Source organism: Rhizobium sp. BE258 (assembly GCF_031457345.1).
Classification (GTDB): Bacteria; Pseudomonadota; Alphaproteobacteria; order Rhizobiales; family Rhizobiaceae; genus Rhizobium.
The window spans coordinates 229,568-246,516 of sequence record NZ_JAVDWL010000008.1 but is presented as its reverse complement, the minus strand read 5'-3'; the positions used below and the strand labels follow the sequence as shown (position 1 = coordinate 246,516).

24 protein-coding genes are annotated in these 16,949 nt (G+C 60.0%); all 24 read left to right on the top strand.

The window, feature by feature from the left end:
- Window positions 1-123: 123 nt before the first annotated feature.
- The 24 genes from J2X43_RS26085 (at window position 124) to J2X43_RS25970 (ending at window position 16,948) form a co-directional block, all read left to right on the top strand.
- The gene (locus tag J2X43_RS26085; protein WP_310299281.1) at window positions 124-1,041 is read left to right on the top strand and encodes a hypothetical protein; all 918 of its coding nucleotides are present in this window, start codon (window positions 124-126) and stop codon (window positions 1,039-1,041) included.
- Window positions 1,042-1,399: 358 nt separating this feature from the next.
- Window positions 1,400-2,773, top strand: a complete 1,374-nt coding sequence (locus J2X43_RS26080; RefSeq protein WP_310299278.1) for a tyrosine-type recombinase/integrase — start codon at window positions 1,400-1,402, stop codon at window positions 2,771-2,773.
- Between the two features lie 175 nt (window positions 2,774-2,948).
- Complete coding sequence (locus J2X43_RS26075; RefSeq protein WP_310299275.1) at window positions 2,949-3,185, top strand: DNA-binding protein; 237 nt, start codon at window positions 2,949-2,951, stop codon at window positions 3,183-3,185.
- Window positions 3,182-3,367 (top strand): hypothetical protein, encoded by a 186-nt coding sequence (locus J2X43_RS26070; protein ID WP_310299272.1) that lies wholly within the window; start codon window positions 3,182-3,184, stop codon window positions 3,365-3,367. The genes J2X43_RS26075 and J2X43_RS26070 overlap by 4 nt, the downstream gene beginning before the upstream one ends.
- A gap of 765 nt (window positions 3,368-4,132) precedes the next feature.
- Entirely contained in the window at window positions 4,133-4,327 is a 195-nt protein-coding gene (locus J2X43_RS26065) for a hypothetical protein (RefSeq protein ID WP_310299269.1), read from the top strand.
- Window positions 4,324-4,542, top strand: a complete 219-nt coding sequence (locus tag J2X43_RS26060; protein ID WP_310299267.1) for a hypothetical protein — start codon at window positions 4,324-4,326, stop codon at window positions 4,540-4,542. The genes J2X43_RS26065 and J2X43_RS26060 overlap by 4 nt, the downstream gene beginning before the upstream one ends.
- Window positions 4,543-4,607: 65 nt before the next feature.
- Complete coding sequence (locus J2X43_RS26055; RefSeq protein ID WP_310299264.1) at window positions 4,608-5,834, top strand: phage portal protein; 1,227 nt, start codon at window positions 4,608-4,610, stop codon at window positions 5,832-5,834.
- Complete coding sequence (locus J2X43_RS26050; RefSeq protein WP_310299262.1) at window positions 5,831-6,226, top strand: hypothetical protein; 396 nt, start codon at window positions 5,831-5,833, stop codon at window positions 6,224-6,226. The genes J2X43_RS26055 and J2X43_RS26050 overlap by 4 nt, the downstream gene beginning before the upstream one ends.
- 79 nt (window positions 6,227-6,305) lie before the next feature.
- On the top strand, window positions 6,306-6,848 hold the full coding sequence (locus J2X43_RS26045) for an HK97 family phage prohead protease (RefSeq protein WP_310299259.1): 543 nt from the start codon (window positions 6,306-6,308) through the stop codon (window positions 6,846-6,848).
- A 1-nt stretch (window position 6,849) separates the two neighbouring features.
- Window positions 6,850-7,995: a phage major capsid protein gene (locus tag J2X43_RS26040; RefSeq protein ID WP_310299257.1), complete on the top strand. Its 1,146-nt coding sequence runs from the start codon at window positions 6,850-6,852 to the stop codon at window positions 7,993-7,995.
- A gap of 29 nt (window positions 7,996-8,024) precedes the next feature.
- Window positions 8,025-8,453 (top strand): hypothetical protein, encoded by a 429-nt coding sequence (locus tag J2X43_RS26035; protein ID WP_310299255.1) that lies wholly within the window; start codon window positions 8,025-8,027, stop codon window positions 8,451-8,453.
- 10 nt (window positions 8,454-8,463) lie between these two features.
- Window positions 8,464-8,847, top strand: coding sequence for a hypothetical protein (locus J2X43_RS26030; RefSeq protein ID WP_310299252.1), 384 nt, complete (start codon window positions 8,464-8,466; stop codon window positions 8,845-8,847).
- A complete protein-coding gene (locus tag J2X43_RS26025) occupies window positions 8,781-9,206 on the top strand; it encodes an HNH endonuclease (RefSeq protein WP_310299249.1) in 426 nt (141 codons plus the stop codon). The genes J2X43_RS26030 and J2X43_RS26025 overlap by 67 nt, the downstream gene beginning before the upstream one ends.
- Window positions 9,203-9,691, top strand: coding sequence for a hypothetical protein (locus J2X43_RS26020; RefSeq protein ID WP_310299246.1), 489 nt, complete (start codon window positions 9,203-9,205; stop codon window positions 9,689-9,691). The genes J2X43_RS26025 and J2X43_RS26020 overlap by 4 nt, the downstream gene beginning before the upstream one ends.
- A gap of 41 nt (window positions 9,692-9,732) precedes the next feature.
- Window positions 9,733-9,939, top strand: coding sequence for a hypothetical protein (locus tag J2X43_RS26015; protein ID WP_310299243.1), 207 nt, complete (start codon window positions 9,733-9,735; stop codon window positions 9,937-9,939).
- A 95-nt stretch (window positions 9,940-10,034) separates the two neighbouring features.
- Window positions 10,035-10,352, top strand: coding sequence for a head-tail connector protein (locus tag J2X43_RS26010; RefSeq protein WP_310299240.1), 318 nt, complete (start codon window positions 10,035-10,037; stop codon window positions 10,350-10,352).
- Window positions 10,345-10,755: an HK97-gp10 family putative phage morphogenesis protein gene (locus J2X43_RS26005; RefSeq protein ID WP_310299236.1), complete on the top strand. Its 411-nt coding sequence runs from the start codon at window positions 10,345-10,347 to the stop codon at window positions 10,753-10,755. The genes J2X43_RS26010 and J2X43_RS26005 overlap by 8 nt, the downstream gene beginning before the upstream one ends.
- An 81-nt stretch (window positions 10,756-10,836) precedes the next feature.
- Complete coding sequence (locus tag J2X43_RS26000) at window positions 10,837-11,247, top strand: DUF3168 domain-containing protein (RefSeq protein WP_310299233.1); 411 nt, start codon at window positions 10,837-10,839, stop codon at window positions 11,245-11,247.
- 1 nt (window position 11,248) lies between these two features.
- Window positions 11,249-11,563, top strand: a complete 315-nt coding sequence (locus J2X43_RS25995) for a phage head closure protein (protein WP_310299231.1) — start codon at window positions 11,249-11,251, stop codon at window positions 11,561-11,563.
- Window positions 11,560-11,970: a phage terminase small subunit P27 family gene (locus J2X43_RS25990; RefSeq protein WP_310299228.1), complete on the top strand. Its 411-nt coding sequence runs from the start codon at window positions 11,560-11,562 to the stop codon at window positions 11,968-11,970. The genes J2X43_RS25995 and J2X43_RS25990 overlap by 4 nt, the downstream gene beginning before the upstream one ends.
- A complete protein-coding gene (locus J2X43_RS25985; protein ID WP_405049646.1) occupies window positions 11,945-13,546 on the top strand; it encodes a terminase large subunit in 1,602 nt (533 codons plus the stop codon). Before J2X43_RS25990 ends, J2X43_RS25985 begins: the two co-directional genes overlap by 26 nt.
- Window positions 13,546-15,918 (top strand): tape measure protein, encoded by a 2,373-nt coding sequence (locus J2X43_RS25980; protein WP_310299222.1) that lies wholly within the window; start codon window positions 13,546-13,548, stop codon window positions 15,916-15,918. Before J2X43_RS25985 ends, J2X43_RS25980 begins: the two co-directional genes overlap by 1 nt.
- The gene (locus J2X43_RS25975; protein WP_310299219.1) at window positions 15,918-16,571 is read left to right on the top strand and encodes a hypothetical protein; all 654 of its coding nucleotides are present in this window, start codon (window positions 15,918-15,920) and stop codon (window positions 16,569-16,571) included. The genes J2X43_RS25980 and J2X43_RS25975 overlap by 1 nt, the downstream gene beginning before the upstream one ends.
- A complete protein-coding gene (locus J2X43_RS25970) occupies window positions 16,568-16,948 on the top strand; it encodes a hypothetical protein (RefSeq protein WP_310299217.1) in 381 nt (126 codons plus the stop codon). The genes J2X43_RS25975 and J2X43_RS25970 overlap by 4 nt, the downstream gene beginning before the upstream one ends.
- Window position 16,949: the final 1 nt, after the last annotated feature.

Below are 16,949 nucleotides of genomic sequence, written 5' to 3'. Positions count from 1 at the left end.
CTTACGTAATTAACTATAGATTAAGATCTCATCCGGTTATCCACAAATATTTCTTCATATTAATTAGTTGCTAATATAAGAATTGTCTCCGTTAGCATTTCGTTAACCTTGGGAGACAAATCAATGATCCGCAAAGCAGCGAAGTACAGCGTCGCCGTTGCTTACCTATTGGCCAGCAGCAGTCTCGCATTTGCAGCGCCTACCACCCTCCTGAACTGCAGAATTGCCAAGCCAGGCACGCTTGAATACCGGCTCTGCAAGCCGACGGAGTCGATCCCGGACGCTGGTTACGGCGGGTCGAACGATAGCAAGGGCGGCAGCCAGGGCAGCAGCAGAGGCCAGCAGTCATCCAACGCCGGGACGGCCGGCGGCGATGGCAATGGCAATGGCGGCAATAGCGACAACGGCGGCGGCGGTGACAACGGTGGCGGCGGTGACAACGGTGGCGGCGGTGACAACGGTGGCGGCGGTGACAACGGTGGCGGCGGAAAGCCGGGCCATGACAAGCCCGGCGATGGAAAGCCTGGTCATGGCAAGCCCGGCGACGGAAAGCCTGGCCACGGCAAGCCCGGTGACGGAAAGCCTGGTCATGGCAAGCCCGGCGACGGAAAGCCTGGCCACGGCAAGCCCGGTGACGGAAAGCCTGGCCACGGTAAGCCCGGTGAGGGAAAGCCTGGCCATGGTAAGCCCGGTGAGGGAAAGCCTGGCCATGGTAAGCCCGGTGAGGGAAAGCCTGGTCATGACAAGCCGGGCAATGACAAGCCTGGTCATGACAAGCCGGGGAATGACAAGCCAGGCAATGACAAGCCAGGCAATGACAAGCCGGGCAATGACAAGCCGGGCAATGACAAGCCAGGCAATGACAAGCCAGGCAATGACAAGCCAGGCAATGACAAGCCAGGCAATGACAAGCCAGGCAATGACAAGCCAGGCAACGACAAGCCGGGCAACGACAAGCCAGGCGACGACAAGCCAGGCAACGACAAGCCAGGCAACGACAAGCCAGGCAACCGCGGCGGTTCCGGCCCCTCACCGGTCTGACGCAGCCTGACCGGAAGACGCTAACCGGCTATTCCATGGGCTTGCACCGGCGCTACGGTGCAGGCCCATTGCATTTCAGGCAAAGCTTAGAACGACACGCGGACAACCCGGCGCATCGATTGCGAAAAACAAAGCTTGAAGTGTGTGGTGGCTGCGCTGGGGTTCGAACCCAGGACCCTTTGATTAAAAGTAAAGTGCCACCCATAAATTCGGGTAACATACCCTAACATCAATTACACGAAACGTATTGCGCTACATGGGTTTTTCGAAATATGTTAGCACTTGATATAAACAATGGATAACGTCTGCTAACACGAGATTTGTGTTACCCCGCGTTACCCCAGAGGGCAGTTGTCATATGGCTGGACGGGTCGCAAAATCGCTCACAATGCTGACTGTAAAGGGCGCTCAGGGTAACGGGGTAACGCGCCAGGAATTGCCAGATGCCGCCCTCCCCGGTCTCTATCTCGTCATTCAGCCAGGCGGCCGCAAGAGTTGGGCCTTGCGCTATCGTCAAGGCGGCAAGCCTGCCAAACTAACTCTTGGCCCGGTGCTCTCAGAGAGAGAAACGCCCCTCGATGAGGAACCGAAGATCGGCTCCGCGATGACGTTGCCGGAAGCCCGAGCCGTCGCGCGTCGCCAGATCCAAGCCCTCACCGAAGGACAAGATCTTGCTCGGCGGAAAAAGGAGGAAGTCATCCAGGCCGCGCATGCCGCCGACAGTGAGAAGGATTTTCTAGTCGAGGCCCAGGCTCAAAAATTCATCGAGCGCTATGCCAAAAAGAAGAACAAAAGCTGGCAGGAGACAGAGCGTCAATTCGCGAAAGAGATCGCCGGCTACGAGCCGAAGCGGGATGAAGATTACAAGCGCCGGCCGTGGGAGGGGCGTGACGTCCGAGACATCCGCAAGGCCGACGTCGTGAAGCTGCTCGACGCTATTGTTGACCGCGGGAGCCCGGTCACGGCCAACCGCATTTTTGCGACGCTTCACACATGGTTTGACTGGATGATTGGGCGCGACGTGCTCAAGTCTCACCCTATGGCCGGCATGAAAAAGCCGACCCCTGAAAACTCACGCGAGCGTGTTCTCACCCATGATGAGCTGCGTGTGTTCTGGCAGGCCGCTTCGGCAGCGGAATACCCTTTTGGGCCAATGTGGAAGCTGCTTGCCCTTACAGCCCAACGCCGACAAGAGGTTGCCGGAATGGAGTGGAAGGAATTGACCCTGTCGGGTAACTCGCCACGCTGGCTAATCCCTGGGGAGCGCACGAAGAACGGCCGCGAAAATCTCGTCCACTTGTCCGCGACCGCGCTAGCGCTCATCAAAGGCGTCACTCGAATAGGCAAATGCGCTTTCGTTCTTACGACTACGCTGAAAAGCCCGGTCTCTGGGTTCTCACGTTCGAAAGCGCGTTTAGACACCGCAATGCTTGAGATCATGAAGAAAGAGGCGGCAGAGCAAGGACGCGATCCCGATGATGTCAAACTCCCACAGTGGGGCTTACATGATCTCAGGCGCACGGCGGCAAGCGGCATGGCGAGTCTCAAAATAGGCCCGCATGTTGTCGAAGCGATCTTGAATCACAGCAGCGGCGAGATTTCTGGGGTTGCCGCTATCTACAATCGTCATTCCTACGAAGACGAAAAAAGAGAAGCTCTCGATAAATGGGAAAGCTATCTTCTGCAGATCGTGGGCGAAACTACATCGAACGTTGTATCTCTTAGAGCGTAAACAAATACTAATTGTAGTCGAACCAACAAGTTATAAGTTTATGCCAAGCGATATGAACTTTCTTTGCATATTTTAATATGAACCAGTATTTTCAATACTATGCGTATTAAGATTGTTGTTTACAGAACGAAAAAAGAGACAATTATGCAGATCACCCGAAACCAAGGAGTGATCAATGACAATCAACCTCTCCCCGAAAGAAGACGCGTCCCCCCTGCCCGGCGCCAATAGGCGCTATCTCACCGCCTCATCGGTCCGTCGCCGCTACGATGATATCAGCGATATGACGCTTTGGCGCTGGATCAAAGACGAGAGTGTTGGGTTCCCCGCACCAATCAAGATCGGGCAGCTACGGTTTTTCGACATTGAAAAACTGGAGGCTTTCGACGCTGCTCGGGGAAAAGCACAATGACCAACCTCGCCCCAGAAATAGCAGAGTTCATCGTAAGAGCCCGGCGTCGCGGAAGCTCGCGCGCTGTCACGGCCGAAATGCTGAAGTTCTACTTCCCTCGCGCCAACGAAGAGCAGATCGAGGCGGCAATCTTGCTGGCTGTTGAAGCGAATGACGCGGAGGTTGCCCAAGATGCCAATTGAAAATGAAAAGACCGGAGCGGTTTGCCCTCCGCTCCGGTCTCAAACAAGACATCAAACTGCAACATCTGATGCGAAAAGAATAATCCGAAGCCCCTTTGGAATCAAGGGGCAAAGGTCTTTTCACTGGCTGAAAGTGACTGCACGCCAGCGCTTTAACGAGCTTGGCCGGTTGATTTCCTATCGCAGGGAGCACGGACTCGACATGGGACCGGTTACCGGGTGGGCCGTCGTCTTGGCTAACCTTACGGAATGCCTTGGCGTTACCGCCGACGTTCAGACCGTTGGCGAGCTTTGCCAGCGCCTCCGCCTTCCTGTCATCGATCCTGACGTCGTCGCACCGGTCTGCACTCCAGCCGGGTTCAAGCTGCTTGGCCAGGCATATGTCGGCGCCTTGCTGGAGGTCACTGCCCTTGAGCGCGAGGATCTTCGGCTGCTTCGGATCGAAGCCTGCGACGAGCCCGCGGCCGATCGTCGGCGCCGTCTCGATCGCGCCCGCAAGCGCCGTGTCCGCCGCACCCTTACAGGGAACAAGATATGTGGTGCGGACAAACGGCCATCATTGGCTTCGCCCCGCCTTCGGCGACTTCGATCTACGATCTCGTATGGCCTTCCGGCAGCGCATGAACCGCACCCTTTTCTTTTCCCTTATGGGAAAAAAGATCGGGGACGCACAACAGCAGGCGGGGCCGAGCATCGCGAGGACGTATGCGAAGCATGGCCGAAGGCCCAGACGCCGGACCACATCACCAATCACGAGGTTACCGAATGCACTCCCTTACCGCGCGATATGAAATCCAACGTTGGCGAGGCGGAACGACAGTCTGGAAATACGAGATCCTGCGGTGGGGCGTCGTCGTCAAGACGATCCAAACCCATGACATCACAGTCAGCTGGAAGATCGAACGCTACCTCGCCAAGGCAAACATCGAGCGCATCTACGGTCTCGGAGAACAGATATGAAGCTCACTCCCAGATCGTTTGACCAGATGGTCCAGCCGAAGCCCCGTAGCCGCATTCTCTGGGGCGCCAAGCGCATCGCCCGGCATCTAGGCTGCAGCGAAGACTTCGTCACGGGCTCGCTCGCTGAAGAACCCGGTAGCCCGATTCGGAAAAGAGGTAGCCGTTGGTGCGCCCATGAAGACGCGCTGATGCGTTGGTTTGGTGATGAGCGGTAGATAGACCTGTTTGAGCGGTGTCTGGCCGAATAGTTCTCCCGGAGCTGTTCGGCCAGAATCGTCTCATGAGATTTTGGCCATCCCGATCAGAACCTATCGAGACCCGTGACACGCCCGTCGCCGACCCTAACGTCGCCGATGTAGACGATGTCCTTCATGCCCTATGGTCGGGCATGGCAAGCGGCTCTGTGGCCGTCTCCGGCGCCGCTGCGCTACGAGTGCCAGCCGTTGCCGCTGCCGTCCGGGTGATCTCGGAAGCTGCCGCTACTCTCCAAGTGCGTGTCATGAAGCGCGCTGCCGACGGCACCGAAGAGGAAGACGTCAATCATCCGATCGGCACCATGCTCCGGGCAGACGTCAATCCCTGGACATCCGGCTTCGAAGTTATCCGAGATCTTACGGCCGACGCGCTGACTCGAGACTGGGGCGGCCTGGCTTACATCAACCGGATCGGCGGAGAGATCCGCGAGGTGATCCGATATCAGCCGTCCGCTATCAGCGTGCAGCTTGATCCACATACCGCAGAGCCAACCTACCGGCTCGACGGCCAGATCGTCCCGTCCAGCTCTATCCTTCACGTTCGCGGCCCGTTCGACCGGTCACCGCTCACGCTCGCGGCAGAAGCCGTCGGCGTGGCTCAGGTGATGGAATCGCACGCATCTTCACTCTTCAAGAACGGCGCGAAACCGGGCGGCCTCATCGAGACGCCTTCCAAGCTCGGCGCTGCCAGCGTCAAGGCGATGCTCAAAAGCTGGAAGCTGTCGCAGGAAGGGCCTGCCAACGCTGGCCGAACCGGCATCCTCTGGGAAGGCGCCACCTTTAAGCAAATGGCGCTGACAAGCGTGGACTCTCAGTTCCTGGAGCTACGCAAATTCCAGATCCTCGAAATCTGCCGCGCCTTCCGTATCCCGCCTTCCATGCTCTTCGAGCTCGATCGCGCGACGTGGTCCAATAGCGAGCAAATGGGCCGCGAGTTCTTGGTTTACTGCTTGGAGCCATGGCTCCGGTCGCTGGAGACAGCCTTCACCCGCGCGCTGCTGACACGCGAAGAGCGGCAGACGCACCGCATCCTCCTTGATCGCGACGATCTCACCCGCGCCAGCCTGACAGAGCGCGCCACGGCGATTAGCTCTCTCGTGTCTGCTCGAGTCATCAATCCGAACGAAGCCCGCGGGTGGCTCGATCTCGCGCCTTATGCCGGCGGCGACGAGTTTGCAAACCCTCACATCAATCCGACCGAAGCTCCGAAAGCAGCCGAGACCGAACCCACGAACAAGGAGCCGGTCGAATGACGCTCGAAGAGATTGAATGGAACACTGAAGACCAGGGACGCGGCGCCGACTGCCATATCGTCAGCCCGTTCGATGGCCAGCCGACCGGGATCATCTTCCGCATTTGCGGTCCGGACTCTTTGGCCGCGCAGCGCGCGCAGCTCCTGTTCAACGATGAGCGCGTCGAAGCGGCGGAGGGCTCTACCGGTCGCGTCAGCGCCGCCGAGTTCGAGAGCCTCTACATTCGCCACCTCGCTCGCCTCGTGGTCGATCTGACTGCCGAGGAGACCGCTGGAAAGCGCCTCGCTCTCTCGACCGAAAACCTCACCAAGCTTTTGCGCGTGCCGTGGCTTCGTGCCCAGGTCGATGAGTTCGCGGGTAACCGCGCCAACTTTGCTCCGGGGGGGCGCTGATGTCCGAACACCTCGCATGGTTCGCGTTCGGCATCCTTGTCGCGCTCTTCCTCACCTCACTCTGCCGCCGGAGACCGTAATGGATCATTTGGACCTGACACTTCGCTTCGAGGCGCCGAACGATGCCGGTGAGTTCTCCGGCTACGCGGTGATCTGGGGTGAGAGAAATGCGCACAACGAGATTGTGCAGCGTGGCGCGTTCTCGAAGAGCCTCCTTGAACACCGCGCCGCCGGCACCAAGCCGGTCATGCTTTGGGCACACGACCCGTCCGCAATCATCGGCGTCTGGACGGAAACCCGCGAAGACGACAAGGGCCTTTTCGTCCGCGGCCAGCTTGTCATCACCACCCCGCGCGGCCGCGAGGCGTACGATCTCTTGAAGGCGGGAGCGCTGAACGGCCTTTCCATCGGCTTCCGGGCTCGTGGCGACAAGCGTGGGCCTGCCGGCGTGCGCCTGCTCACTGACATCGACGTCCGCGAAATCAGCCTCGTCGGTATGCCGTCGGCCGGCAATGCCCGTATCACCTCAGTTCGCAGTACTGGCCGCTCAAATGAGAGCGCGGCGGCCTTCGTCGAGGCGTGCCGTAAGGCCGCTGCTGCTCTCGCAACCAAGGGAAAGTAAAATGGAACACTTCAAGCTTGAAACCCGAGCCGTGCCGGACAATCAGGACGATCCGATGACGGCCGCAACGCAGGCTGTGGAAGCTCTGCGCACCGGCTTCACCGAATTCCAGACTCGAGCCGACCAGCGCTTTGCCGGCCTCGATGCGCTCACCCAGCGCCTGACGGATCTTGAGACGCGCGCGAACCGACCGAACGGCGGCACGGCCGTTAATCAGGAAATCACGATCGAGCGCCGTGCTTTCACGAACTTCATGCGCTACGGCCGCGAAGTCATGGAACTCGAAGAGGTCCGCGCGCTGATCGTCGGCGAGGACGTCAAGGGCGGATACCTGGCACCGGCGGAATTCCAGGCGGAAGTCATCAAGGGCATCCTCGATATTTCCCCGATCCGCCAGGCGGTCCGCGTAGGCTCAACGTCGGCCGGTTCTGTCATCCTGCCCAAGCTCACAGGAATGCCGGATGCGCAGTGGGTCGGCGAAGAGGAAACCCGCCCGGAAACCACGGCCACATATGGTCAGCTGGAAATCCCGATTCACGAGCTCGCTTGCTACATCGACGTGTCGAACCGTCTGCTCGAAGACTCGGCCATCAACATCGATTCCGAGATTTCTTCGATGCTCGCTGAGAAGTTCGAGGAGAAGGAAAGCCTTGCCTTCTCGAACGGTGACGGCGTGAAGAGGCCGCTCGGGCTCCAGAAGGCTGCCGGCATCGCCGAAGTTCTCAACGGCAGCGGCACGACGCTCAATGCCGACAAGCTCATCGGCCTGATGTACTCGCTGCCGCTGGCCTATCGCAACAGCGGCTCCTGGATGATGAACGGCACCACGCTCGGCATTGTCCGCACGCTGAAGGACGGCCAGAACAATTATATCTGGCAGCCAGGCCTCCAGGCCGGCCAGCCTTCCACGCTGCTCGGCCGCCCGGTGATCGAGGACAAGACCATGCCGGACATCGGCGCCGGTGCTTATCCGATCCTCTACGGCGATTTCTCGAAAGCTTACCGGATTTATGACCGCGTTGGCCTCTCGGTTCTTCGCGATCCGTTTACGCAGGCGAACCGCGGGATGGTTCGCTTCCATGCCCGTCGCCGTGTCGGTGGTGGCCCGGTCCTCACCGAGGCGCTGCGCAAGCTGAAAATGGCCTAACCGCCAGAACCCCAACAGGAGTATTCACCGTGCGTGATATTGTGAACAACCTCGCCGTCATCTCGGCAATTGCACCGGCGGTCTACGCTGCCGACAACACCCCCAGCGTCATCGATTTGCTTGGCTTCGACTCGGCAATGATTGCCATTCATGTCGGCGCCGGCGGCATCACCTTCACGGCCTCGAACAAACTCGAAATGGTTCTGTCGCACTCCGACGACGGCACCAACTTCGATCTCGTCACCGACGCGGATCTTCAGGCCATCACGGGCGTAGCGGGTGGCATCATTGCCTCGTTCAAAGCCGCTCACCCAGACCCGACGGTCCACGAGGTCGGCTACAAGGGCAACCGTCGTTACCTGAAGCTGCTGGCCGATTTCAGCGGCACGCACGGCACCGGAACTCCGCTCTCTGCCGTCGTCATCAAGGGCAACGCTGCCGTCCGTCCGGTATCGTAAGGGGCGAGCCATGGTCGATACCGTCACTGTAAAAAGAACGACCCCAGGTTCTCAGTTCGAGCGCGAGCTGGACGTGAGCTTGAGCGACCTGGCTCGAAATACCTTTGCAGATCCGGAGTGGATCCCCGCCGGGCCGCTCATCCTATCGGCCAAGCATCAGGGAAAATGCCTCGTCTTCGCAGGGGCGAGCACCGTGACCATTCCGTCCAGCCTCCCGGAAGGTTTCTCGTGCGGTTTCGTCCAGGCGGGCGCCGGCCAGGTCACTTTCGTGGCTGGGGCCGGTGCCACCGTCAACTCGCAAAGCGGTCTGCTCAAGACTGCCGCACAATGGGCGGTCGGTGGAATGTCCTCACTCTCTGCCGGCACGTTCCTCCTGTACGGAGGCCTCGCCTGATGCCAACCCGCGCACCTCGTATTTGTTCATGCGGCAAGACGGTCCCGTCAGGGGCCCTTTGCGCCTGCCAAGAGATGCGCGCCAAGCAACGCAAGGCTCGCTTCGACGCAAAGCGACCCAGCGCCCGCGAGCGTGGGTATGACGCTGAATGGCAACGGGAATCGAGGAGTTTTCTCTCCGTTTACAACTCGTGCCGCCGTTGCGGTCAGCGTGCCACGCTCGTGGATCACATCAAGCCTCATCGAGGCGACAAGATCCTCTTCTGGGATCGTTCGAATTGGCAGGCGCTCTGTGTTCCCTGCCACAGTTCATGGAAACAGTCGCAGGAGCGACGCCCTAACAAGGAAACAAGCAAATGACCCTCATGGCCACAGGTGGTTCCAAGGTATTCATCGGCGGCGTGCTGGCGTCGAAAAATTCCGATTTTGTCGTAGCTGATTTCAGCGCTGTCACATGGGTGGAGATTGGCCAGCTCGAGTCAATCGGCACCTTCGGCGATACCGCCGCCGAAATCACGTTCGACAATATTGGCCTTGGCCGAACGCAAAAGCTCAGAGGCAACAAGAACGCGGGCAACATGGAGCTGGTGATGGGTATCGATGCGGCCGATGCCGGTCAGATTGCCCTGCTTGCCGCGTTCAACACGAACTATGACTACGCCTTCAAGGTCGAATTCACCGACAAGCCGAACACAGGTGCGAGCCCCAAGAACAGCACAAGACAGTTCATTGGCAAGGTCATGTCGGCTTCCGAGGCGCTCGATACGGCTAACAGCGTTGCAAAGATGACCGCGTCTATCGGCGTCAACAGCAACGTGGTGAGAACCGCAGCATCGGCAACGTAATCGACCATTGGTGAAACACGACGCCGAAGGCGGAGAGACACATGGCTCAGTACGTTTACACAGTGAAGACAACACGCGCTCCAGAGGTTCGCGAGGCGCTCGCCTCGCACCTCAAGGGCATGCCCGTTGCCATAGCCGAGCGGTCACTCGCTGATATCACAACGTTCCTGATCAAGACGCGTGCTCGCTTCAGTCTGGATGTGTCTCTGGTCAGTGACATCTTCACTCGCCATGGGGGGTGGTCCTGAACTTTGGACCATCTCTAGGGACCGGCGGGGACAGTCACGCGCGGGATATATCCAATTAAGGACTACTTTTTTAACAGCCAAAAAGGCCGGTTTCGATGATCGTCACAGTCGCAGAACTTCGCGAGCAGCTGAACATAACGGACGATCTTGGCACCGCGGATAACGCCTTGATCGGCCGTACGATCGCGGCCGCTCAGAGCTTGCTGGAAAGTCAGCTCGGTTTCGCGATCGAGGCGACCTATGGGGGCACCGATCAGGAAGCCATCCCGCCGGCTCTCGCGCAGGCGGTCTCGCTGCTGGCCTGTCATTGGTACGAGAATCGCGAGGGCACGTTGATCGGCGTCACGGCGTCGGAACTGCCGTTCGGGATCTGGGAAATCGTCCGTGAATTCCGGAGTTATCAGTTTGGCTGACGACGGCGGGCTAGGCACTTTCCAGCGTCGTATGCGTGCTATCCCCGTGGCCGTGAAAGAGGCAGCGCGTGCCGCCATGGCAAAGGGTGCAGACGAGATCGTTGCCGCGGCTAAGGCCTACGCTCCGGTTGATGATGGTGCTCTTCAGGACTCGATCGGCTGGACGTGGGGCGATGCGCCGGAGGGATCATTTGCCATTGCCACGCAAGGCACGGGCGATCTGCGGATCACGATCTACGCCGGGAACAAAGACGCGTTCTACGCTCGATGGGTCGAGTTCGGAACCACCGAAAACACGGCACAGCCATTCTTCTTTCCGGCCTATCGGCTGCTGAAGAAGCGCACGGCCAACCGGGTGAAGCGAGCGATCAACAAGGCCATCCGCAAGGCTTGGGCGAGCTAGTGCGGTGGTTTCATTACACCGCAGCCATCGTTCTGGCCTTTGGCGCCGGGATGCTCCTGACAGCAATCTTGAGGGTTTGAAATGACAGCAGAACTTGCCCTTCAGAAGGCCCTCTATGACCGGCTTCTCTCGGAGACCGGCGTCACCAGCCTTGTGCCGGCAACGAATATCCGCGACCGCAGCCAGCGCCCGGTGATCAATCCGTCAATCATCATCGGTGAAATGACCGCCCGCGATGACGGCGATGCGATCAGTCGCAACCGCGTCCACGTCTACGCCGATCTCCACGTTTGGAAAAAAGAGGAAGGCACCACCGGCGTAAAAGCCGTGGGGGGCGCTATTCGGGCAGCGGTAAAGCGCGGCCGGCTGCTTCTGGACGCGGGATTTCACTGTGTCGACGCCTTCGTTTCGGGCGTTCGCGTGCTTCGAGACCCCGATGGCGAGACCGCTCATGCCGTCGTCACCGTCGAAGCCATCGTTCAGGAGCTGTGAAATGCGCTCTGGGAAGCTCGATCGCACCCTCCGAATAGATCGTTTCAGCTCGGATTCAGCCGACGAATACGGCGTTCCGGTCAATGGTTTCACGCCGCTCGCCACGCTTCGCGCCCAGATTATCCAGGCGAATACCGAAGAGGCGATCCGCAACGGCGCTGAAGACACGACGCTCGTCATCTTCCGGACCCGCTGGCTGGCCGGGGTGACGACTGCCGACCGCGTCGTCTACGAGGGCCGGTTCTTCAATATCAAGGAAACGCGCGAAATCGGGCGCCGCGAGGGCCTCGAAATCAGGGCGGTGGAGAAGGTATGAGAGGCAAGAAAGCCCACCTCAAAGCAGTAGACGGTGGCCTAAGCGGCGTTCCGAAGGCACCGGCTTGCATTCCCGACGAGCTCGTTGCCGAGTGGGATGCGTGCGGCGCCGATATGGCGGCACGGCAGATACTCACGGCCTCCGCACTCGGCTTGCTCGAAACCTATATCCTTGCCCGCTACCAAGTCCGCGAGTGCCATGCGGCTATCAAGGATCATGGGCTCCTCGTGCCGACGGCGCACGGTATGCGAAAGCCCAATCCCGCCTCCGGGATGCTGAAGGCCGCCCTGGAGGCCGTAGCGCGCCTTTCCGCCGAGCTTGGTATTTCGCCCGCCGCTCGCTCGAAGCCTGCTTTCAACCCAAAGGAAGGAGGCAAGGACGATGGATGGTCTGACATGGATCTCTGATGACAGCCCGATTGCCGATCCTTTCGGATATGGCGAGCGCGCGGTGAAGTTTCTGCGGATGCTGAAGCACCCGAAATCCCGCCTGCCGGACAAGGCATTTCAGCTTGATCCGCCGTTTGAGCGCATCGTGAGGGCTATATACGGGCCAGCCGACCAGAACGGCGCCCGCACGGTCCGGACTGTCTATCTCCAGGTCGGCAAGGGGAGCCGCAAGACGTCGCTCAGCGCGGCGCTGGCACTCCTGCATACCTACGGGCCAGAGCGCGTGCCACGCGGCCAGAATTTCGTCGTCGCGGCTGACAAGGGCCAGGCTCGCGTTGCCTTCGAAGAGGCCATGAGCATCGTGGACGAAATCCCACAGCTCGCCGGCGCGTCCCGTCCCGTCGACTCGAAGAACCGTCTCACGCATCCGAAGAGCGGCAGCTTCTTCGAGGCAATGGCAAGCGATGGCTCCCGAGCCCATGCGCGTACACCGATGTTTGTGCTCGTTGATGAGCTTTGGGCGCACAAAAAGGCCGACCTTTGGCAGGCTATGAGGCTTGGTGCGTCGAAGGTTGCCGGATCTTTGGTGATTGTTGCCACTACGGCAGGACGCGGCAACGAGAGCCCGGATTTCCCGGTCTACGAATATGCAAAGAAGGTCCAGCGTGGCGAGATCATCGACCCGACCTTCCTGCCGATCATCTTTGAGGGTGACCCGGACGAGCCATGGGACGACGAAAGCACTTGGGCCAAGGTGCTGCCCGGCCTAGCCTATGGATACCCCGATCTCCCGTCTCTCCGACAGCTTGCGATCGAGGCGAAGGAACGGCCGTCGGACCGCGCCGCCTTCGAGCAGTTCTTTCTCGGCATTCGCCAGGACAACAGCCTCTCGCCATTTGTCGAGATGCGTATCTACGACGAAGGCTTCCGGCCGGTCGATCTGGAGGAGATGGAAACCGAGCAGCATCCTTGCTGGCTTGCGGTGGATCTGTCGAGCACGAGCGATTTGACGGTGATCGTCGCCTGCTGGCGCATCGATGACGAGTTTATGGTGTGGCCTTGGTATTTCTGCCCGGGTGATAACCTCCAGCGCCGTGCGGACCGCGACGGGGTGCCTTATCCGCAGTGGGCCAAGGACGGATTCATCACCGCGACGAGCGGCAACGTGGTCGATTTCGACGCGGTGGAAAATCAGGTTCGTGAGCTGGCCGCTCGCTTCAACGTCCAGGAAGTCGCCTTCGACCCTCATCTCGGACGGCAGATGATGAGTGCGCTCCTCGCGGACGATATCCCGGTGGTCGAATTCAGGCAGGGATGGGTATCGATGGGCCCGGCAGTCAAGGAGCTGGAGCGGGCCATCGTCGGCCGCAACTTCCGACACGGCGCGCACCCGGTTCTCCGGTGGAACTTTGACAACGTCGCCATGGACACGTCGAAGACGGACGTGCCGACCTTCCACAAAGGCAAATCGAAAGATCGCATTGACGGTGCCGTCGCAACCGCGATGGCCGTCGCCCGATGTGCTGAAGGCGATACCGGGATCTCGTCTTACGAAACATTCCAGGGTGACCTGGAGGAATGGAGCTACGTCTGATGGCTAGAGACGACGAAACACAGCTGTATCTGTCGCTCGAAGCACGCTTCGCGGACTTCGAAAAGAGGATCCAACGCGCCGAGCGGACGGGCACGCGATCATTCCAGGAGCTTCAGCGCGCCTCGCGCACGGCGACGGCGGCACTGGAGCGCGATACCATCCGCGCCACGACGCGCATTAATCAGGCTATGGCGACGACGTCACAGCGCATTGGTGGCTTCGGAAAGGCTTTCGCGCTGGCATTCGCTTCCAGCCTTAGCTTCGCGTCCTTCCAGAAGTTCTCTGACTCGGCCACGAAAATCACCAACGCGCTCCGGGTTGCCGGTCTCGAAGGCGAGAAGCTCAATGACACCTTCGAGACCCTGTATTCGTCCGCCCAGCGCAACGGCGCGCCGATCGAGGCTCTCGCACAGCTCTATAGCCGCGTTAGCCTCGTGCAAAAGCAGCTCGGGGTGTCGAGTGAGCAAATTCTTGGGCTTACGGACACCGTCGCCAAGGCTATCAGGGTGAGCGGCGGCGATGCCGAAAGTGCGTCCGGAGCGCTTCTACAGCTTGCGCAAGCCCTTGGCTCCAGCCGTATCCAGGCGGAAGAATGGAATTCTCTGATCGATGGCATGCCGGCGCTTCTCCAGGCGGCCGCTGCTGGCATCCGGCAGGCGGGTGGCGACGTCTCGAAGCTCACTCAACTCGTGAAATCCGGCAAGATCTCGAACAAGGCATTCTTTGACGGTATCGCGGCGGGCGCGGGCGTGCTGGACGAAAAGCTTGCCGGCACCACGCAAACAATCGGCCAGATGGGGACCGAACTTGACAACGCCCTGACCCGGTTCGTTCGCAGCTTCAACGCTGCTTCCGGCTCGGGCACCGCATTCGGCAATACCGTCGAGGGGATCATCAACTACCTCAACACCGTGAACGTGGACAATCTTGTCGAGCAGATTGGCCGCATCGTGAGTGCTGTCGAGACCGCGACGGCAGGATTCATGAAACTGCTGAACGCTGCCAACCAGGCCGCCGGAATCGACACGAACAGAATCCTCGACTCCATCGTACCGAAAGCCGGAGACACGACGGGCTCGTATCTATATCGCAGCCTATTTGGCACCGACCCAGCGCAGGACAAGGCTAAGAGCAACGCTGAAGCTCGACTTGAAATCGAGCAGAAGATCGCGGAGCTCCGAGAGCAATCAGGTGGCGCCGATGACTTGAACGTCCAGCTCAATATCCAGCGCCTCGAAGGCGATCTTGCGCAAATCAAGTCCGACTTCGTCCAGCCGCGGCGACCAATCTCGCTTACGCCTGCCCAGAAGCCAGCCCCTTTCCAAGGTCCGAACAAGCCCGCCTTCACGGCAACCCCGATCGATATCAACGATCCGAAATATGCTCCGGGCGGGAGCGCGTCGGGGAGCAAAGGCAGTAAGTCACGCACCAGTGACTTTGACCGTGCGACCAAGTCGATACAGGAGCGTATCACGGCGCTGAACGCGGAAACCGCTGCGCAGGCAGGGGTCAATCCGCTGATTAATGATTATGACAGAGCCATCAACCGGGCATCGGTCGCACAGGATCTGCTATCCGCCGCCCAGGAGTCGGGAACGGCTGCCGGCAAGGAACTACACGACGTTGCGCAGCTTCTGGCTGGCAACTTCGACGGCCTATCACCGAAGGCCCGCGAGCAGGCGCAGGCGATGCTTGCGCTGGCGAATGGCTACGCCGATGCCCGCGCCCAGGCCGACCAACTGGCCGAAAAGCAGGAGCATCTCCGCCGCACGGCAGAAGAATGGCGCGATGTCAGCCAGTCGGCGACGAAGGCCTTCATCACCGATCTTATCGAGGGCAAGAGCGCCGCTTCTGCCCTGACAGGCGCTCTGCAGAAGATTGCCGACGTACTGCTCGATCAGGTGCTCGACTCCATCTTCCAGGTGAAGAGCGCCGGGGGAGCTGGCGGCGGCGGTATCGGCGGGATCTTTGGCAGTATCGTTTCCTTGTTCTCCGCAAAGGGCAACGCCTTCGACAACGGGCACGTCCAGCATTTCGCCAAGGGCGGCGCTTTCACCAACGGCGTCGTCAACCGGCCGACTAACTTCAATATTGGACAGATGGGCGAAAAAGGTCCGGAGGCGATCTTGCCGCTCGCCCGGGATGGGAGCGGCCGTCTCGGCGTCTCCGCTCACGGTGGTGGCGGCCAAGGTAGCACCAACGTCCATGTCACGGTCGGTATCGATATGGACGAGGACGGGCGATGGCAGGGCTACGTCAAGAACGTCGCGCAGACCGAGGCCAGCAGCGCAGCAAACGGCGCTGTCGGCCAGTATGACAAGGCTTTGCCCGGCCGCGTCCAGCAGATTCAACGAAACCCGAGGAGACGCTAATGACCGTCACCTATCCTTATCCGCTGCCGTTCCTGGCCGATCTGCTTTCAATCGAGAGCGTAACGTGGGACATCCAGCGCAACGACGAGCTTTCGGGCTCCGGCGACGGCCGTGTGTGGCAGGCGGAGCTGGCGCCGCCGCTTTGGACCGGAAACGTCTCGCTGAACATCGGCTACCACAATGATCTGAAGCAGATCGCTGCCAAGATCCGAAAGCTCCACGGCGCGCAGAATTCGTTCTTCCTCTGTGATCCGTTGTCGGAGTATCCACAACTAGACCCCGATGGATCGATCCTGGGGGCCTCTGTGGTGCGCGTCGGCGCAATCGCCACCGATCGGGCGGGAATGAGCCTCACGGGCTTGCCGGAGGGCTACACGCTCCTGCCTGGCGACAAGATGGCGATCAGCTACGGCACGTCGCCCGTGCGGTATGCATTCCTCGAGTTTTCGGAAGTGGCTATAGCCGCTCCAGACGGCACAACAGACGTCGTCGGCGTCTTCCCGAACATTCCGCTCGGCGTTGTCGCCAACGCTGTCGTGACGCTCGCAAAGCCCGCCTGCAAAGTCATTATCCTGCCGGGCTCGCATAACCCGGGATCTGGCAGCGGACTATTCACGTCGGGCGCCGGCTTCAAGGTGATGCAGAAGAAATGACCCGTGACCGACTAAAGAAACTCCTCGTCGAGGAACTGAAGCGCAACATGGTCCAGGGCGGCCGCCCACGCCTGCCAGAAGGCGGGAAGCTGCTCTGGGGCATCTTCCTCGATCTTGACCGCGGGAGAAGCCTGCACGCCTCCGGTGCCAATCCTATCGCGGCCACCGATATCGAGGCGTATGCACGGCTTCACCGGTGGCCGTTGCAGCCTCACCATGTCGATATCCTCGTCGCCATGGACCGCGCCTTCCTGGAGGTCAGCTATGAGCAGATGCGCCAAGCGCGGGACGGCAAGACGTCCGACGGAACGAAGGTGCTCCCGCGCCGCTCCTCGCACGCGGTGACTCCGCAGGTATTCGACGCAATGTTTGGGTGAT

Excerpts from the sequence above, each read along its gene's own strand:
- J2X43_RS26080 (WP_310299278.1), top strand. The coding sequence starts at position 1,400 with ATGGCTGGACGGGTCGCAAAATCGCTCACAATGCTGACTGTAAAGGGC.
- J2X43_RS26015 (WP_310299243.1), top strand. The coding sequence starts at position 9,733 with ATGGCTCAGTACGTTTACACAGTGAAGACAACACGCGCTCCAGAGGTT.
- J2X43_RS26025 (WP_310299249.1), top strand. The coding sequence starts at position 8,781 with ATGGGCGGTCGGTGGAATGTCCTCACTCTCTGCCGGCACGTTCCTCCT.
- J2X43_RS26055 (WP_310299264.1), top strand. The coding sequence starts at position 4,608 with ATGAGATTTTGGCCATCCCGATCAGAACCTATCGAGACCCGTGACACG.
- J2X43_RS26020 (WP_310299246.1), top strand. The coding sequence starts at position 9,203 with ATGACCCTCATGGCCACAGGTGGTTCCAAGGTATTCATCGGCGGCGTG.
- J2X43_RS26075 (WP_310299275.1), top strand. The coding sequence starts at position 2,949 with ATGACAATCAACCTCTCCCCGAAAGAAGACGCGTCCCCCCTGCCCGGC.
- J2X43_RS26085 (WP_310299281.1), top strand. The coding sequence starts at position 124 with ATGATCCGCAAAGCAGCGAAGTACAGCGTCGCCGTTGCTTACCTATTG.
- J2X43_RS25980 (WP_310299222.1), top strand. The coding sequence starts at position 13,546 with ATGGCTAGAGACGACGAAACACAGCTGTATCTGTCGCTCGAAGCACGC.
- J2X43_RS25985 (WP_405049646.1), top strand. The coding sequence starts at position 11,945 with ATGGATGGTCTGACATGGATCTCTGATGACAGCCCGATTGCCGATCCT.
- J2X43_RS26060 (WP_310299267.1), top strand. The coding sequence starts at position 4,324 with ATGAAGCTCACTCCCAGATCGTTTGACCAGATGGTCCAGCCGAAGCCC.
- J2X43_RS26070 (WP_310299272.1), top strand. The coding sequence starts at position 3,182 with ATGACCAACCTCGCCCCAGAAATAGCAGAGTTCATCGTAAGAGCCCGG.
- J2X43_RS26010 (WP_310299240.1), top strand. The coding sequence starts at position 10,035 with ATGATCGTCACAGTCGCAGAACTTCGCGAGCAGCTGAACATAACGGAC.
- J2X43_RS26040 (WP_310299257.1), top strand. The coding sequence starts at position 6,850 with ATGGAACACTTCAAGCTTGAAACCCGAGCCGTGCCGGACAATCAGGAC.
- J2X43_RS25995 (WP_310299231.1), top strand. The coding sequence starts at position 11,249 with ATGCGCTCTGGGAAGCTCGATCGCACCCTCCGAATAGATCGTTTCAGC.
- J2X43_RS26050 (WP_310299262.1), top strand. The coding sequence starts at position 5,831 with ATGACGCTCGAAGAGATTGAATGGAACACTGAAGACCAGGGACGCGGC.
- J2X43_RS25975 (WP_310299219.1), top strand. The coding sequence starts at position 15,918 with ATGACCGTCACCTATCCTTATCCGCTGCCGTTCCTGGCCGATCTGCTT.
- J2X43_RS26045 (WP_310299259.1), top strand. The coding sequence starts at position 6,306 with ATGGATCATTTGGACCTGACACTTCGCTTCGAGGCGCCGAACGATGCC.
- J2X43_RS25990 (WP_310299228.1), top strand. The coding sequence starts at position 11,560 with ATGAGAGGCAAGAAAGCCCACCTCAAAGCAGTAGACGGTGGCCTAAGC.
- J2X43_RS25970 (WP_310299217.1), top strand. The coding sequence starts at position 16,568 with ATGACCCGTGACCGACTAAAGAAACTCCTCGTCGAGGAACTGAAGCGC.
- J2X43_RS26000 (WP_310299233.1), top strand. The coding sequence starts at position 10,837 with ATGACAGCAGAACTTGCCCTTCAGAAGGCCCTCTATGACCGGCTTCTC.
- J2X43_RS26065 (WP_310299269.1), top strand. The coding sequence starts at position 4,133 with ATGCACTCCCTTACCGCGCGATATGAAATCCAACGTTGGCGAGGCGGA.
- J2X43_RS26030 (WP_310299252.1), top strand. The coding sequence starts at position 8,464 with ATGGTCGATACCGTCACTGTAAAAAGAACGACCCCAGGTTCTCAGTTC.